This window comes from Thiomicrorhabdus immobilis, from assembly GCF_021654855.1.
GTDB classification, from domain to species: Bacteria; Pseudomonadota; Gammaproteobacteria; order Thiomicrospirales; family Thiomicrospiraceae; genus Thiomicrorhabdus; species Thiomicrorhabdus immobilis.
On the sequence record NZ_AP024202.1, the window covers coordinates 1,628,443 to 1,644,235 of the forward strand.

Below are 15,793 nucleotides of genomic sequence, written 5' to 3' on the forward strand. Positions count from 1 at the left end.
CGGCCATTAAAAGTCTGAATTTTAAAACGAAAATAAGCCGCATTATAACATTCAACACACTTAAACTTCTTCTAAGTTTTAGGCCTAAACGCCGTAAATTCAAGAGTGAAAAACACGGAGCTTATTGAGAAGCCTTTTGCTGAAAACGCCCATAAAACCGACTTAAAATTGACCATTATCAATTCTGCAAAACTTTCTAAAAATTTTATAACGGATATACCCCATATCTAGGTTAAACTTCAGCAAAAGTATGGATTTTTTTGTCCTGCAACGATTTAAATACACGCAATTCTCAATTAAAGGTTATTTCATGTTTACCCCCAAAAAGATTACCCTTGCCATCTTATCGGCTTGTTTAGTGCCAAACTATGCTTTTGCGACAGACTTAGCTCCCGTAGAAGTCCTATCTACTCAAGAAGCTACCCAGCAAGAAACGGTTGATGCAAAAAAACTGCTGCAAACAGGAAACTCAGAAACCGGTACAACACTTCGTCAAATCCCGGGGGTTGATGCCTCACGCATGGGTGGACATGGTGTCGACTTAGTCATTCGTGGCCAGCAGGCCAGCCAACTGAATGTACTGATTGATGGTGCCAAAATCGAAGGCGGTTGCCCTAACCGCATGGATCCTCCTACCGCCTATGCGGAAATGAGCAGTTTCGATGATGTGACGGTCATAAAAGGCGTTAATTCGGTAACTTATGGTTCGGGTGGTACCGGTGGAACGGTGCTTTTTGAACGTAATGCACCGACTTTTGAAGACGGTAAACCTTATAACGGTGAAATTAATTTAGGAACGACTAGCAACGGCTTGACTAAAGACATCAATGCAACGGTTTCTGCAGGTGGCGATAAGGGCTACATTGTTCTTCAAGGTTCAAAAAAGTCAGCTGATAACTATAAAGATGGAAACAACAATACCGTTGAATCTAGCTACGAAAGCCAGCAAGGTCACATCGATCTAGGATGGACACCGAATGAAAACCATGAACTACGTCTTTCCTATGAAAACACCCTAGTTGAAGATGCTTTATTTGCTGGCTCTACAATGGACTCACCTAAATCTGATGGTACAACCACTCGTATACGTTATAAGGGTAAAAATCTGTCAGAAAACATTCAAGCTATAGAAGCAGACATCTACAGTTCGAATGTTGACCATGTCATGAACAATTTCTCTTTCCGCCCTGCAACACCAGTGGGAATGAAAAGAGAGACTGTTTCCGACGTACAAACCAAAGGAGCCAAAATCAAACTGACAAGTATGATTGCTCATACGCAATTAGACTATGGTGTCCAGTTTGAGTCTGTTGAAAAAATGGCAACGTTGACGAATATGAATACCGGTAATACTTTATTCTTCATGTGGCCAAATACAATCCAAGAGACTAAAAGCGCTTTTGTAGAGTCCACATCACTTTTCAAGAACCAACAAAAATTGGTTATGGGCTTACGTTATGATTCGGTTACCACAGAAGCTAAAGATGCCGCTCTTGCCACAGATGAAGGCAATATAGCAACTGACGTTTATAACGGTGTTTATTATTATTCAGGGAACACCAAAACAGACGATGCCAATATCAATGCCTTATTACGTTATGAGAGAAAATACGATAACAACATCAATGTGTTTGCTGGTGTTAGCCGTACTCACCGTTATCCAGATGCCACCGAACTTTATATGAATAAACTAGGAATGGGTGACCACTGGATTGGTAATCCTGATTTGAAGCCAGAGCAACATAATCAATTTGATATAGGTATGTCACAAAATCAGAAAGATTCAAGCTGGTCTATCTCTGCCTACTACGACAAAGTCAATGATTATATATTGCGTGACTATGCAAAAAATCAAACCACTAGTTTGAGCGTTTCACCAGACAAAACGGTTATCTACCTAAACAAAGATGCTACTTTATTCGGTCTTGAAGCCTCTGGTACGGTTAAAGCGACACAGCACATCACCTTGGGTGGTAATGCAAGCCTTGCTAATGGAACCAATGAAACTGACAACCGCAATCTGAGCAATATCGCACCGCTTTCCGGTAGTGTGTTTGCTGATTACTCGGCTTCTAACTGGAACGTAGGTTCACGTTTTAACTTTGCCACTAATCAAGATTCCGTCAACGCCGAGTTTAATGAGCTTGCAACGCCAGGTTGGAATACCGTTGACTTATATGGTAATTACCAAATCAATAAAATGTTTAAGCTCTCTGCCGGAGTTGACAATATGTTTGACCATGCCTATTACACCTATATGAACCGTACTGATCCTGCTTCTGGTAAGACTTACAAAGTTTACGAACCAGGTCGTGTAGTTTGGGCCAAACTGAATGCTAAATTTTAATCGCTAGATTAATATTGAACAGCTAATCGTATTTAGCTTTTAATCGTAAAGCCATTCATTTTTGACAGATGAATGGCTTTATTTGCTTTAAGATAGCGTAAATCATTTAAACTTTCACCAGCTTCAACTCACGTTTACAAAGAGTACGATATGAACTCAAAAATCATCATTTTCATTTTGGCTTTAGGTGCCGTCCTGGCAACCGCTTGGATTGCTCAACCTTTGAACCAAAATACCAATAAAGAAACAAAAATCATTACCAGCAGTAAGCCGCAAGGTGGTAACTTTACTCTTACCGGCATAGACGGCAATAAACAACTGTCCGACTATAAAGGCAAACTGGTTTTACTGTATTTCGGATATACCTACTGCCCTGATATTTGTCCTACCAACTTAGGAAACTTATCGATCGCTTATCAGCAATTAACCGATGAGGAAAAAGCTGGCTTACAAATCATTTTTGTGTCAGTCGACCCAGAACGAGATACGCCGCAGCGTTTGCAGGAATATGCCAACTATTTTGATGCCAATATCGTTGGTTTAACCAGCTCTGACGAAACTATTGCTCAAGTTGCTAAGGAGTATGGTGTCGTTTACGCAAAAGTGGATGACCCAAACAACGGTAGCAATTATGCCGTAGACCATTCGGCCTTCACTTATGTCATCGATTTAGACGGCAAGCTACAAGACCAGCTGCCGCATGCCACTACACCTGAAATGTTTATTAAAACCATCAGACAGTACATTCATTAATAGAAAGGCCGTCGATGGTTACAATCCATTTGACACAACGTTTATTATTTATTTCTTAAAATCAAGGAAATCCCATGAAAAAAACGCTTAGTATTTTATCTTTAAGCCTAATCACCTCTTTAGCCAGTTTCGCGGTAATGGCAAACCAAGCGGATGATATTGATGTTTCAGCCCCTTTTGCACGTGAAGTCCCTCCTGGAGCGCCTGCCAGCGCAAGTTTCATGACTTTGGAAAATAAATCTGCTCAGGCAATCAAATTAACAGCGGCTAACTCAACGGTTGCCCAAACGGTTGAACTACACACTCATACAAATGACAACGGTGTCATGCGTATGCGTAAAGTAGAGTTTATTGAAATCCCAGCCTCGGGTACAACCGAACTTAAGCCAGGTGGATTACATATCATGTTAATTGGCCCTAAACAGCCGCTTAAAATGGGACAAGAAGTGTCTGTGGATTTAACCTTTGAGGATGGCAGTCACAAAACCGTTTCAATGCCTGTTAAATCGATTAAAGGCATGACCATGAACCACAAAATGCCGATGAACGAGCAAAATGAAATGCACAATGAAGAGCACAATCATGAACATATGATGGAGCATAGTCACGAGCACATGCATTAATCTTCTATTTCCTGTTAAAATCGTCGGTCAATGATTTTAACCCTTAGCGCTCTGTATAATGTGGCGCATAAATTTAAAGATAGAAGAGTTATATGAAAAAGAATATGAAAAATGCATCTATTGCAATCGGGCTAATGCTCTCTGCTTTGACTGTAACCTCGGTTCAAGCGCAAACCGAAGCTGCATCACGTATCATCGATCGTGAAGGGGCGCTTTCCAAAAATGGAACCCTGCAGCTTTGTATTGAGTATTCAACTTTAGAATCGGAAGCGGATCGTGAAGCTTACCGCAAAGAGTTGGATTTACGATCTCAGTTAAGTGAAGCCGACCACAAACACATACCGCTACACGAAGTAGCAACCAGTATGACCATGTGTGGCATGTATATGTCTAAAGGTAAGCCTTTAGCTGAACAGTCTAGACAGATTCGTCCGTTAACGTTCAAAACGGTACATGTTTATCCTGACATGTATTACGTGACGCAATCGGGTATTGTGGTAGATGCTTATGAACGTAAGGAAGGCTCCATGCCGCCAAAGCTGGTTCATGAAGCTCCTAAAGTTCAGGAATCACCTACCTTAAAGAAATAAGCTCGAATAAATGACCAGGCAACCTACCAGGCCTGGTTATTTCAATTCCGTATAGAGATACTCCCTTTCTTTAACTCGTTACTAAGTCCAATTGCCACACAATTCAACTTAGCAAGAATCAAGTTCAATTCGTAATATCTCCTATACAATCTGGCCGCAATTGATTAAAATTGACTGTTAGAAAAAAATTCCGTATAAAAAAATAAATAGAAGAGGTCGACTCATGACACAAGATGAACTAAAACAAAAAGTTGCTCAAGCCGCAATTGAATATGTTGTTCCTGATACTATCATTGGTGTTGGAACAGGCTCAACAGCCAACTTCTTTATCGATGAGTTAGCCAAAATCAAAGGAACTATCGAAGGTGCCGTTGCTAGTTCTGAAGCGACTGCAGAACGTTTGAAAGGTCATGGTATTCCAGTATTCGACTTAAACAGCGTTGCCCAAATGTCTGTTTACATCGATGGTGCTGATGAAGCCGATCCTGGCCTTCACCTAGTAAAAGGTGGTGGCGGTGCGCTGACTCGTGAAAAAATCGTCTTAGCCGTAGCAGATAAATTCATTTGTATTGCCGATGACAGCAAAAAAGTGGATGTATTAGGTAAATTCCCTTTACCTGTTGAAGTCATTCCAATGGCACGCAGCTATGTCGCCCGTGAAATCGTAAAACGTTTTGGTGGTGAGCCCGTTCTACGTGACGGTTTTACAACCGATAATGGCAATGTCATTTTAGACATCCATGGTTTAGAAATTGTTGACCCTGTCGCTATGGAAAACGAATTAAACAGTATTGTGGGTGTGGTCACCAACGGCCTGTTTGCAGCTCGAAAAGCAGATATTTTCTTATGTGGTACAGCCAATGGTGTTGAGACCATTACCGCTGAATAATTAAGAAATCATGACACTCTCATACAAGAGTTTGTCAAAAAATCAAAAAAGGGTCATAGTCATTCATGACCCTTTTTTATTGATTATCACAGAACTATTTGAGACTCATCATGGAAAACATTGGTAGTAAAATTTTTGGTCTGTTTGTCGTAGGTTTACTGTCTACCCTGCTTTATCTAACCGTATTTTCTGATGGTTTAGGGCAAGCACCAGAGGTGACGGTTACCGGCACTCAAGGGCAAAGCATCAATCTCAATAAACCGTTAAAACCTGTTTTGGTTAATTTCTGGGCAACCTCTTGCCCTGGTTGCATTAAAGAGATGCCTGATTTAGCCAAAATGAAACAAACACTGGGAGATCGATTTGAATTGGTCGCCATTTCAATGGATTACGACCCGGTTGCCCAAGTAGAGAAATTCATCAAAGCCAATCCTTATCCGTTTACTTTTGTTATGGATACTGACGGTAAATTGGCAAAAGCCTTTGGTGATGTATTGCTTACGCCAACCAGCTTCTTAATTGCCCCTAACGGCAAAATCGTTTATCAACAAGTGGGTGAAGTCAAATTTGACATGGTCAGTGAACGCATTAAGCAAATGAGCCCTCAACTCTAATTGCAACACGCCCCACTCTCGTTTTAAACGCCATGAAATCAACAATTCATGGCGTTTTTCATTGATACTCAAAACTCATTAATAAAAAGCGCTTTTCATATGGACTCCTCACTCACCAATCCCTCTAAAATATCGGGGCTTTACGTTATTACCGACACTAATCTTATGGATGAAAGCAACCTCATCGAAAAAGTCAGGTTGAGTTTAAAAGGTGGGGCCAAAATCGTTCAATTTAGAGATAAAGTCAGCAATCAAAACACCAAACTGAATCTAGCGAAACAATTAAAACAACTTTGTCAAAGCTACCAGGCCTGGTTCATTATCAATGACGATATACAGCTTGCAAAACAAATCGCAGCCGATGGTGTCCATATTGGCAAAGACGATCAAGATATTATTCAAGCCCGCAAACAATTGGGGGATAAAGCCATCATTGGCGTCTCATGCTACAACGATTTAGAACGAGCTTCACAAATGCAAGCGCTTGGTGCTAGCTATGTGGCATTTGGCCGTTTTTTTCCATCGAAAACCAAGCCCGATGCCCCGCAAGCGGATTTGGCAACCTTACAAAAAGCCAAAACATCCTTAACTATTCCGATTGTCGCCATTGGCGGAATTACCGCACACAACGCCCAGTCATTGATTGACGCCGGAGCCGATTCCGTTGCGGTGATTCAAGGGGTTTTTGCGTCAGAGAACATTCAATCGCAAAGCCAACAAATTCAAGACCTATTTTGCTAATAGATTTGCCAATAGAATTTACCCTAAGCCTAGCAAGTGCTTATCTTTACCTGAAAATAACGCTATAATACGCCATCTAAATTTTTAGCACTGTTTAGCGATTTATTCGAACTTAAAAAGGAATCTCCATGAGTAATTCACATGTTTTATTTGAAGCTGCCCAAAAACACATCCCAGGTGGTGTAAATTCACCTGTTAGAGCGTTTAAAGGTGTCGGTGGAGACCCTGTTTTCTTTAAAGCCGCTAAAGGTGCCTATCTAACCGATGCAGACGATAGACAATATATCGATTACGTGGGTTCTTGGGGGCCAGCTATTCTAGGGCACGCTCACCCCGAAGTGGTTAAAGTGGTTCAACAGCAAGCCGAAAAAGGCCTGAGTTTTGGTGCACCGACTGAAATCGAAACCACCATGGCGGATTTAGTGTGTGACCTGATTCCATCTATGGATATGGTTCGTATGGTGAGTTCGGGAACGGAAGCGACCATGACCGCCATCCGTTTAGCCCGAGGTTACACTGGACGCGACAAGATCGTTAAGTTTGAAGGTTGCTACCATGGCCACTCGGACTCTTTATTGGTTAAAGCGGGGTCTGGTGCATTGACTTTAGGTGTACCGTCTTCACCAGGCGTTCCAGCCGCATTAGCCGAACAGACCTTAACCTTAACCCACAACGACTCTGACGAAGTACGCAAAGTCTTTGCCGAAATCGGTGACCAAATCGCCTGCATTATTGTAGAGCCGGTTGCAGGTAATATGAACTGCATCCCACCAGAAGAAGGTTTTTTAGAAACGCTTCGAGAAGTCTGTGATGAGTCAGGTGCGGTACTGATTTTTGATGAAGTGATGTGTGGTTTCCGCGTTGGTCTTCAAGGTGCACAAGGTGTTTACAATGTTCAGCCAGACCTGACCACTTACGGCAAGGTTATCGGCGGTGGAATGCCAGTTGGTGCTTTTGGTGGTAAACGTGCCATTATGGAGTACATCGCTCCTTTAGGTCCTGTTTACCAAGCGGGAACTTTATCCGGTAACCCACTGGCGATGGCCGCTGGTTTAAAAACACTGCAATTGATTCAAGCGCCTGGTTTCTTTGAAAACCTAACGGCTAAAGCTGAAAAACTGTTAAGCGGTTTACAAGCAGCGGCAGACGAATTCAATATTCCTTTCACAACAAACCAAGTCGGTGGAATGTTCGGTTTCTTCTTCACTGAAGAGAAAAACATCCGTCGTTTTGCGCAAGTTGCTAAAGGGGATATGGATCGTTTCAGAAAATTCTACCACGGCATGTTGAATGAAGGGGTTTACCTAGCACCTTCCGCTTTTGAAGCGGGCTTTGTCTCTTCACAACACACCGATGAAGACATTGAAAACACCATCGCTGCGGCTCGTAGAGTGATGCCAACACTTTAAGAACTGCCCAATTTTTCATAAAACCATCAGGCCTTCATATCCCCTTGCGGGGTATGGTAGGTTTCAATATCGACCAGGCCTGCTGTCTTTGAAAACACACTACTCGTAAACATGAAGCACTCCCCAGAAACATTGGTTAAACTCTTCAATCAAACCTTTATTGACTCTTTCAATACCGAACTGGTTTGCTGCGAAGAAGAGCCTATATATCGCCCTGCGGACAATCAACACCCTCACCATAGAATCATCTTTGCCCACGGTTTTTTTGCCAGCGCATTGCATGAGATTTCACACTGGTGTGTTGCAGGTGAACAACGACGTTTATTAGAAGATTTTGGTTACTGGTACGAGCCAGACGGCCGTTCAGCAGAACGCCAGGCTGAGTTTGAAAAGGTCGAGGTCAAGCCACAAGCTTTTGAATGGATATTCTCTCAATCAGCTGGTTTTACCTTTCATTTCAGTGCCGACAACTTAAGTGGTAACTGTGGTGCCTCTGAGAGTTTTAAACAAGCCGTGCATCAACAAGTACAAAACTTTTTAACACATGGTTTGCCCACTAGAGCACAGATGTGGTCAGATGTTTTAATTGGGCATTATCGAGCAGACAATCCCCTAAAGATTGAAGAGTTCTGTTTACAAACCACCTGGTAGTCTTATTTTGAAAGTCTATTTTTTGGGCGGCTTGACCATCCACACAACCCATACGACGACAACGAGTAGAATGGCTAGTTCTAACAGAGCCCACCCCAAGATATAGTCCCTACCTATCTTTTAAAGCGGCAAACAGCTTTTGATGTAATCCGCCAAAACTGCCATTACTCATCATTACCACGGTATCACCAGGTTGAAGTTGTGCCACCAACTGTTCCAACAGCGCTTCATAGCTATTTTGGACATGAATCGGCTGGCTAAACTCGTCAACAGGCAGTTGCCAGTTCCAGGCATCATCAATAAACGCATAAACTTCATCGGCTTGATTGAAAGCCTGAGGCAAAGTCGCCTTGTGGATTCCCATACGCATGGTATTGGAACGCGGTTCAAATACGGCAATCAGTCTTCCAGAGTCACCAGGCCTGGTCGATTTGAGTAATTGGTTTTTAGCCCCTTTCAAGGTGGTATCGATTGCGGTTGGGTGATGGGCGAAATCATCATAAATTTTGATGCCATCCACTTCACCAATCAAAGTCATTCTACGGCGAATGCCTTTAAACTCAGACAACCCCTCAACGGCAATACGAGCCAGCACACCACAATGCACGGCAGCAGCTACCGCACTTAAAGCGTTACGGACATTGTGCAAGCCGGTTAATGGCCACTTAACACGCCCTAAACAACTGCCCTGATACATCACCTCGAACTCGGAGCCATCTTGTTCGTAAAGTCTATAACTCCACTGACCGTTAGAACCTTGTTTTTCAATCGGTGTCCAACAACCTTGCTGAATCACCTCATCCAAATTGGACTCATCGGTTGGCATCACAATCAGACCATTGCCTGGTACGGTGCGCACCAAGTGATGGAATTGCTTTTGGATGTCTTTGACGGAATCAAAAATATCGGCATGGTCAAATTCCAGGTTGTTCAACACGCAAGTTCTAGGATGATAATGCACAAATTTAGAGCGCTTATCAAAAAACGCGGTGTCGTACTCATCCGCTTCGACCACAAAAAAAGGGGGATCGCCCAAACGAGCGGACACCCCGAAATTCTCCGGAACACCACCAATCAAAAAGCCCGGATTGAGTTTGGCATACTCCAGAATCCACGCCACCATCGATGCGGTAGAGGTTTTACCATGTGTACCGGCTACAGCGACCACCCAACGGTCTTTTAAGATATGCTCCGCCAACCATTGTGGCCCCGAGGTATAAGACTGTTGTGCATTCAGGGTGGCTTCCACCGCAACATGGCCACGGCTTTTGGCATTACCGATCACGACATCATCCGGCTCGTGTTTTAAAAATTCGACAGCATCATCTTCCAAAACCCCAATTCCAGCTTGTTCAAGCTGGGTACTCATAGGAGGATAAATCGCTTTATCCGAACCGGTTACCTCATGCCCCATCGCTTTGGCTATTTGAGCGATACCGCCCATAAAGGTTCCGGCAATGCCTAAGATATGAATTTTTTGTGGTTTCACTGAATTATCCTTGCTCTGACTGTCGCTTACTCTTAAACTCTACGCCTATGAGTGAACAAACCTATCTATCGATTCTAACCGAATCACAACTAAATGATTACTGCCAACAGATTCTAGCAAATTCCGCCATTGGATGGATTGCGATTGATACAGAATTTGTACGTGTGGACACTTATTTTCCAGAATTGAGCTTGGTGCAAATTCAAGATTGTTTAGGCAATACCGCGATTATTGACCCAATTGCCATAAAAGCTAATGCACAAGATGAGAGACCGTTACATGCCCTGGTGGAACTGTTAAGCAGTAAGCAAGTGGTTAAGGTGTTTCATTCTGCACGCCAAGACATCGAAGTGTTATATCAGTTGGAAGGCATAATGCCCGCGGCGATATTTGACACTCAAATCGCTTCTATTTTTAGAAAACATGGCGACATTGCCGGTTTTGCGCGTGTTATCGAAAACGAATTGAATACCAAATTGGATAAAAGCCAGACTCGCACCAATTGGCACCACCGCCCTTTAACGGCTAAACAAATTGAATATGCGCTAGATGATGTACGCTTTTTAGCGCCTTTGTATGAAAAATACCAACAAGAACTTACAGAGAGCCAATTGCAGGCGGTAAAGCAAGACTCCGATGCTTTATTGGATGAAAACCTCTATAAACCAAATCCTGGTAAAGCTGGGGAAAAGGTCAAAGGCACTAAAGGCCTAAAAGGTAAAGGGATTGCGATTATCAATGCCTTGGCACAATGGCGTGAACAATATGCAATTGAGCATAATCGCCCCAAAAAATGGGTGATGAGTGACGAGGTACTTGTCTGCATTGCAAAACGTCCACCACAAACCGTGCAGGCACTGTATAAGGTACCCAATATCAAAGCTTCATCGGTCAAGGGATTTGGGGAACAATGGATTGCCTTAATTGACCAAGTTTTTGCCTTGCCCGCAGCAGAGCTACCCGTTCCCCAGAAAAGCATAGCTAAAGAAACCGCACAGGAGGAGGTGTTACTCCACTTTGCCAATGCTTTTATCCATCAAGTCGCCTTAGAATATAACATGACGGCAAGTCATTTAATTAACAAAACCCAATTGCTTCAAATGATTCGCCAACCGCAAACAAACATACTAGTCGGCTGGCGACAAGCCCTGTTCGGCAAGAATCTTGAAGCACTTTTACAGGGAAACAGCCAACTCAAAATTGAACAGAACCATGTTGTTTTGGCCAATAAAACGTAAAACAATCGACTTAAAAAATTAACCCACTACCAGCCCATTTTTTTCATAATAGATGATTAAAATCTCAAGGAATAGCCGTGAACGTAACACTTTCTGAACATTCTCCATCGGTCACAGATACTCAGCCAGCCCAACAAGCTAAAAATGTTCTCTATGCTCAAGCGGGTGGTGTAACGGCGGTCATCAACGTGAGTGCGGCGGCGGTCATCGAAACCATACAGCAACACCCAGAAAAATTCGGTAAAACCTATGCTGCAATCAATGGTATTAAAGGGGTACTTGAAGAAGAGTTGGTTGATTTAACCGACATATCAACAGCAACCTTAGCAAAGTTGAAATATCAACCGGGAGCCGCGTTCAAGGCTTGTCGTTTTGACTTGGACCCTTTGGAACACAACCCGGAACAATATCGCCGTGTATTAGAGGTGTTTAAGACCTATGAAATCGGTTACTTTCTTTACAATGGCGGCAATGGTTCTATGGTTACCGCACAGAAAGTGGCAGACTACTGTTGCCGTCATGGTCACCCGGTAACCTGTGTGGGGGTTGCGAAAACCATCGATAACGACTTGGCTTTATCGCACTGTAGTCCTGGCTTTGGCAGTGCGGCAAAATATCTGGCTACCAGTTTTTTGAATGCTACTTTAGATATCATCGCAATGCATGAAACCTCTACCAAGTTTTTTGTGTTGGAGGCTATGGGCCGAAATACCGGTTGGTTAACCCTTGCTACAGGGCTAATCAAAGACGTTATTCCAGATGCTCCAATTATTATCCTACCGGCAGAACGCCCTTTTAATGAACAAGCTTTTTTTGATAAAGTTGATCATTTTATCGCCACACAAGGCTACTGTGTTTGCGCGGTTTCCGAGGGACTCGTTAAGGAGAATGGCGACTATATTTCCATCGCCAACATAGAACACACCCATGAGCGTGACTATGTTCAGTTGGGTGGCGTTGGGGCAACTTTGGCGCATTTGGTGGGCAAACATTTGAACAGTAAAACCCATTACGCGATACCGGACTATTGCCAACGCTCAGCCAGCCACATGGTATCTCAGACCGATTGGCAGATGGCTTATGATGCCGGTAAAGAGGCCGTTAATGCGGCTTTTAGAGGTGAGCACGGCGTGTTACCAATAATTGAATTAACCTCTACTGAGCCATTTGAATATCGATTTAAAACGGTGGAATTAAATGCGGTAGCGGATTTAGAAAATACCGTACCTGACCACTTTTTAACAGAAGATGGCATGGATATCACTCAAGCGGCATTAGACTACTTACGCCCCTTAATTCAAGGTGAACATGGCGCACCTTTTAAGAAAGGTTTACCGGATATTGCTCCTATTGCGTTTACCCTTGTTGATAAACAGTTACCGGCTTTTAAGGCGCTCAAATAAAGCTAACTGAAGGGAATCTATTTCCAATCCGTTGCCTAACTTGAATACAAACCACCTTTTGAATACCGCTAATCCTGATTCCATTGTTGGATATATTTTAAAGTCTCCTCATTTGGCATAGGACGGGAATAGAAGAAACCTTGAATATGTGCACAACCACTTTCTAATAAGAAGTCTCTTTGTTCAGAAGTTTCAACCCCCTCGGCAAGCACATCAATCCCCAGGTTTTTCGCCATCATGATAATGATACGGGCAATCGTGCTGTCTTCATCATCTTCTGGTAGGTCTTTAATGAACGAACGGTCAATTTTCAATTTACTGACGGGTAAACGTTTTAAATAGGCTAAAGAGGAATATCCGGTTCCAAAATCGTCTATGGCAATACCAATACCTAAAGATTTAACTTGAACCAAAACCTGTTTCATCGCTTCAAGGTTTTTCATGATATCACTTTCAGTCAACTCCAGAGTTAACCACTCTGCACGACATTGAGTATGTAGGATACAATTTTGTAGAAAATCGATAAAATCCGCTTTTTGAACCTGTTTCACCGCTAAGTTAATCGATAAAACACCGGGGTTAAGGCCTTGAGAATACCAAATCGACCATTGTTTCATCGCACTTTTCATCACCAAACGATCTAAATCAACAATCATGCCGGTTTCTTCGGCTATAGGAATAAATTTATCGGGGGTTACAATCCCTAAGGATGGATGCTTCCACCTTACCAAAGCCTCCATGCCTATGATTTTATTTTCCAAAGCATTAATCTGCGGCTGATAATACACTTCAAATTCATTATTCAGAATGGCTTGCCTTAAACTGGCTTGCATGGCCACATGTTCAAATGCAACCTGTGTCATATCCTCTGTATAAAATTGAAAATTATCCCGGCCATTATCCTTGGCGCGGTACATCGCCGCATCCGCATATTTTAATAATGATTCGGCATTTTCCGCATCACTTGGATAGATGCTAATTCCAACACTGCTCGAAAGATAAAAAGTATCATTATTAATAAGAAACGCTTCTTTTGTAATATTGATAATCTTTTGAGCAAGAAGTGAAATATCACGAACATGCTCGATATCCTCCATGACGATGGTGAATTCGTCCCCACCTAATCGAGCAAGCGTATCTGATTTGCGAATGCTATTTTGTAATCTGCTCGCGACTTCTTTCAACACCAAATCGCCAACCTCATGCCCCATGGAGTCATTAATCTGCTTGAAGTGATCTAAGTCGATAAACAATAAAGCAAACTGGTTGTCATTTCGATTAGCCTGAAAAATGGCGTGCTTTAACCTGTCTTGAAGCAACAATCTATTCGGTAAGTTAGTTAAACTGTCATGGTGCGCTTGGTAATGTAAGATATTTTGTTGCTCTACAAGGGTGTTTTCAATCCTACGCCTTTCAGAAATATCTTCGTAGGTTCCTAAAATACCAATCACTTCACCATGCGCATTTTCTAAAGGTACTTTAGAAGTAGAAAGCACAATAGTTTCACCCTCTTCATTGGTTTGCTCTTCTTCAAAATGAAGTTTAGGAGTTCGACTCGTCATAACCGCCAAATCATCGATACGGTAGGCGTCACCGTCTGTTGCCGCCCAAGGCATCTCTTTGTCCGTTTTACCAATCAATTCATCTAAAGAGGCTAGCTGCGCATCTTCCAGAAATAATTTATTCGCGCCTAAATACCTTCCATCAATGTCTTTCCAGAAAATTCTGACGGGGACATTGTTAACAATATTTTGTAATAGATTGAATTGGTTTTGCAAAGCCTGTTCCGCATCTTTCAAATCTGAAATATCGGCGTCAAAAACAGCATAACAAGGCCTATTACGGTAATTAATTCTTTGCAATGTCCCATGCACAGGATAATAGGAACCATCCTTGCGACGATGCACAGAAACATTCTTCATCTTGTCAAGGTTTTTGCCTGCAGTTTTTAAACCTTGTACATTTTCAGGGGTCAAAAATGGATTGAGGTCGTAAACTGAAAAGCTTAATAACTCTTCAACAGAATAGCCGGTATTACTGCTGGCACTATCATTCACATAGAGATATTGATCGGTTTCATAATCAACGATATAAAGTTCTTGCTGAGCGACTCTAATCAACCGAGCGAGTTCATCATTTTCTTTCTGAAGTTGGGTTTTACGGGTGATATCAATGGTTGACCCAAACAGCTTAATTGGGGTGCCGTGCTCATCGAATATGGCTTTACCGAATATCTGCAGGGTGAGATAGCTATTATCACTTTTGGTGACATTAACAATCGTCTGTCTAGGTTCACCAGTTGTAAGAAGTAATTGCATCTCTTTTTGTATGTGCTTTACATCATCCCGGCCTAAACGCGAATAGAAGTCATCCATAGAAGGTTGAAAGGATTTTGGATCTTCACCATAAATCGTAAACATCTCCTCTGACCAACTTAATGAACCATCGATTAAATCTACCTCCCAACTACCAATCTGCGCATTTTTTTGGGTCTCTCTTAAAGCAAGTTCACTACTTTTTAGTCTTTCATTTTTCTGAATAAGCAATTCAGATTTCGCCTGCAACTCTAAAACCAGCTCTTCAGGTGTATCGATTTCAACAAAAACAACTAAGTGACAGTTATCTGCAATATTGCTTTCTATATGCGATGTGATTTGAAACCATTTTTCCGAGCCGTCTTTACAGGTAACTCTTGCCGGAATACCGAGTAAAGTTTGGTTATCCCGTCTTGCCTGCTTCAGTTCAGCAAACCACTCTTGGAAAATAAAATGTTGGTAGGATTTATCTGGATACGCAATCGTAAACCAATCACGATCCGTTGGAATATCTTGCTGGTTATATCCAATGCTTTGAGTAAACTCGGGATTTACATAAAGAATCTCATCGTACTCTTCCCCGTTTTCATCTACTCTGCGCCTATTCAAAGTGACTGGATTAGGAAAAAGACTTAACACCTTTTGAATTGTTTCTAAATCTACTTCCTCAACAAACAAACTCATTCAACAAACCTTAAATTTAAATATACTCGCAAACATCATACTTTTTT

At 42.2% G+C, this 15,793-nt stretch carries 13 protein-coding genes; 11 read left to right on the forward strand and 2 right to left on the reverse strand.

Translation table 11 applies throughout. The features are described from left to right. Positions 1–310 precede the first annotated feature (310 nt). The 9 genes from L6421_RS07425 to L6421_RS07465 all read left to right on the forward strand — a co-directional run bounded on the left by L6421_RS07425 (position 311) and on the right by L6421_RS07465 (position 8,617). A complete protein-coding gene (locus tag L6421_RS07425; protein WP_237260981.1) occupies positions 311–2,347 on the forward strand; it encodes a TonB-dependent receptor domain-containing protein in 2,037 nt (678 codons plus the stop codon). 150 nt (positions 2,348–2,497) lie between these two features. Further along, positions 2,498–3,100: an SCO family protein gene (locus L6421_RS07430; RefSeq protein ID WP_237260983.1), complete on the forward strand. Its 603-nt coding sequence runs from the start codon at positions 2,498–2,500 to the stop codon at positions 3,098–3,100. Between the two features lie 74 nt (positions 3,101–3,174). Continuing rightward, positions 3,175–3,723 carry a copper chaperone PCu(A)C gene (locus L6421_RS07435; RefSeq protein ID WP_237260985.1) on the forward strand — a complete coding sequence of 183 codons (549 nt, stop codon included), beginning with the start codon at positions 3,175–3,177 and terminating at the stop codon, positions 3,721–3,723. A 92-nt stretch (positions 3,724–3,815) separates the two neighbouring features. Continuing rightward, positions 3,816–4,313 (forward strand): hypothetical protein, encoded by a 498-nt coding sequence (locus L6421_RS07440; RefSeq protein ID WP_237260986.1) that lies wholly within the window; start codon positions 3,816–3,818, stop codon positions 4,311–4,313. Between the two features lie 223 nt (positions 4,314–4,536). Further along, a complete protein-coding gene (gene rpiA, locus L6421_RS07445; RefSeq protein ID WP_237260987.1) occupies positions 4,537–5,202 on the forward strand; it encodes a ribose-5-phosphate isomerase RpiA in 666 nt (221 codons plus the stop codon). Positions 5,203–5,312: 110 nt separating this feature from the next. Next, positions 5,313–5,816, forward strand: coding sequence for a peroxiredoxin family protein (locus tag L6421_RS07450; protein ID WP_237260989.1), 504 nt, complete (start codon positions 5,313–5,315; stop codon positions 5,814–5,816). 99 nt (positions 5,817–5,915) lie between these two features. Continuing rightward, positions 5,916–6,557, forward strand: a complete 642-nt coding sequence (gene thiE / locus L6421_RS07455; RefSeq protein WP_237260990.1) for a thiamine phosphate synthase — start codon at positions 5,916–5,918, stop codon at positions 6,555–6,557. Between the two features lie 128 nt (positions 6,558–6,685). Then, positions 6,686–7,966, forward strand: a complete 1,281-nt coding sequence (gene hemL / locus L6421_RS07460; protein ID WP_237260992.1) for a glutamate-1-semialdehyde 2,1-aminomutase — start codon at positions 6,686–6,688, stop codon at positions 7,964–7,966. Between the two features lie 111 nt (positions 7,967–8,077). Further along, positions 8,078–8,617: an elongation factor P hydroxylase gene (locus L6421_RS07465; protein WP_237260994.1), complete on the forward strand. Its 540-nt coding sequence runs from the start codon at positions 8,078–8,080 to the stop codon at positions 8,615–8,617. Positions 8,618–8,726: 109 nt separating this feature from the next. On the opposite strand, the gene mpl is transcribed toward L6421_RS07465, so the two are convergent. Further along, positions 8,727–10,106, reverse strand: coding sequence for a UDP-N-acetylmuramate:L-alanyl-gamma-D-glutamyl-meso-diaminopimelate ligase (gene mpl, locus L6421_RS07470; RefSeq protein WP_237260996.1), 1,380 nt, complete (start codon positions 10,104–10,106; stop codon positions 8,727–8,729). A gap of 47 nt (positions 10,107–10,153) precedes the next feature. Between mpl and L6421_RS07475 the strand changes: the two genes are divergently transcribed. Both L6421_RS07475 and L6421_RS07480 read left to right on the forward strand, forming a co-directional pair. Further along, complete coding sequence (locus L6421_RS07475) at positions 10,154–11,344, forward strand: ribonuclease D (protein WP_237260998.1); 1,191 nt, start codon at positions 10,154–10,156, stop codon at positions 11,342–11,344. Positions 11,345–11,421: 77 nt separating this feature from the next. After that, the gene (locus L6421_RS07480) at positions 11,422–12,747 is read left to right on the forward strand and encodes a 6-phosphofructokinase (protein ID WP_237261000.1); all 1,326 of its coding nucleotides are present in this window, start codon (positions 11,422–11,424) and stop codon (positions 12,745–12,747) included. Between the two features lie 68 nt (positions 12,748–12,815). Here L6421_RS07480 and L6421_RS07485 read toward each other — a convergent pair whose 3' ends face one another. Further along, positions 12,816–15,746 (reverse strand): EAL domain-containing protein, encoded by a 2,931-nt coding sequence (locus L6421_RS07485; RefSeq protein WP_237261001.1) that lies wholly within the window; start codon positions 15,744–15,746, stop codon positions 12,816–12,818. Positions 15,747–15,793: the final 47 nt, after the last annotated feature.

Excerpts from the sequence above, each read along its gene's own strand:
- rpiA (WP_237260987.1), top strand. The coding sequence starts at position 4,537 with ATGACACAAGATGAACTAAAACAAAAAGTTGCTCAAGCCGCAATTGAA.
- L6421_RS07475 (WP_237260998.1), top strand. The coding sequence starts at position 10,154 with ATGAGTGAACAAACCTATCTATCGATTCTAACCGAATCACAACTAAAT.
- L6421_RS07435 (WP_237260985.1), top strand. The coding sequence starts at position 3,175 with ATGAAAAAAACGCTTAGTATTTTATCTTTAAGCCTAATCACCTCTTTA.
- L6421_RS07425 (WP_237260981.1), top strand. The coding sequence starts at position 311 with ATGTTTACCCCCAAAAAGATTACCCTTGCCATCTTATCGGCTTGTTTA.
- L6421_RS07450 (WP_237260989.1), top strand. The coding sequence starts at position 5,313 with ATGGAAAACATTGGTAGTAAAATTTTTGGTCTGTTTGTCGTAGGTTTA.
- thiE (WP_237260990.1), top strand. The coding sequence starts at position 5,916 with ATGGACTCCTCACTCACCAATCCCTCTAAAATATCGGGGCTTTACGTT.
- hemL (WP_237260992.1), top strand. The coding sequence starts at position 6,686 with ATGAGTAATTCACATGTTTTATTTGAAGCTGCCCAAAAACACATCCCA.
- L6421_RS07465 (WP_237260994.1), top strand. The coding sequence starts at position 8,078 with ATGAAGCACTCCCCAGAAACATTGGTTAAACTCTTCAATCAAACCTTT.
- L6421_RS07430 (WP_237260983.1), top strand. The coding sequence starts at position 2,498 with ATGAACTCAAAAATCATCATTTTCATTTTGGCTTTAGGTGCCGTCCTG.
- L6421_RS07485 (WP_237261001.1), bottom strand. The coding sequence starts at position 15,746 with ATGAGTTTGTTTGTTGAGGAAGTAGATTTAGAAACAATTCAAAAGGTG.
- L6421_RS07440 (WP_237260986.1), top strand. The coding sequence starts at position 3,816 with ATGAAAAAGAATATGAAAAATGCATCTATTGCAATCGGGCTAATGCTC.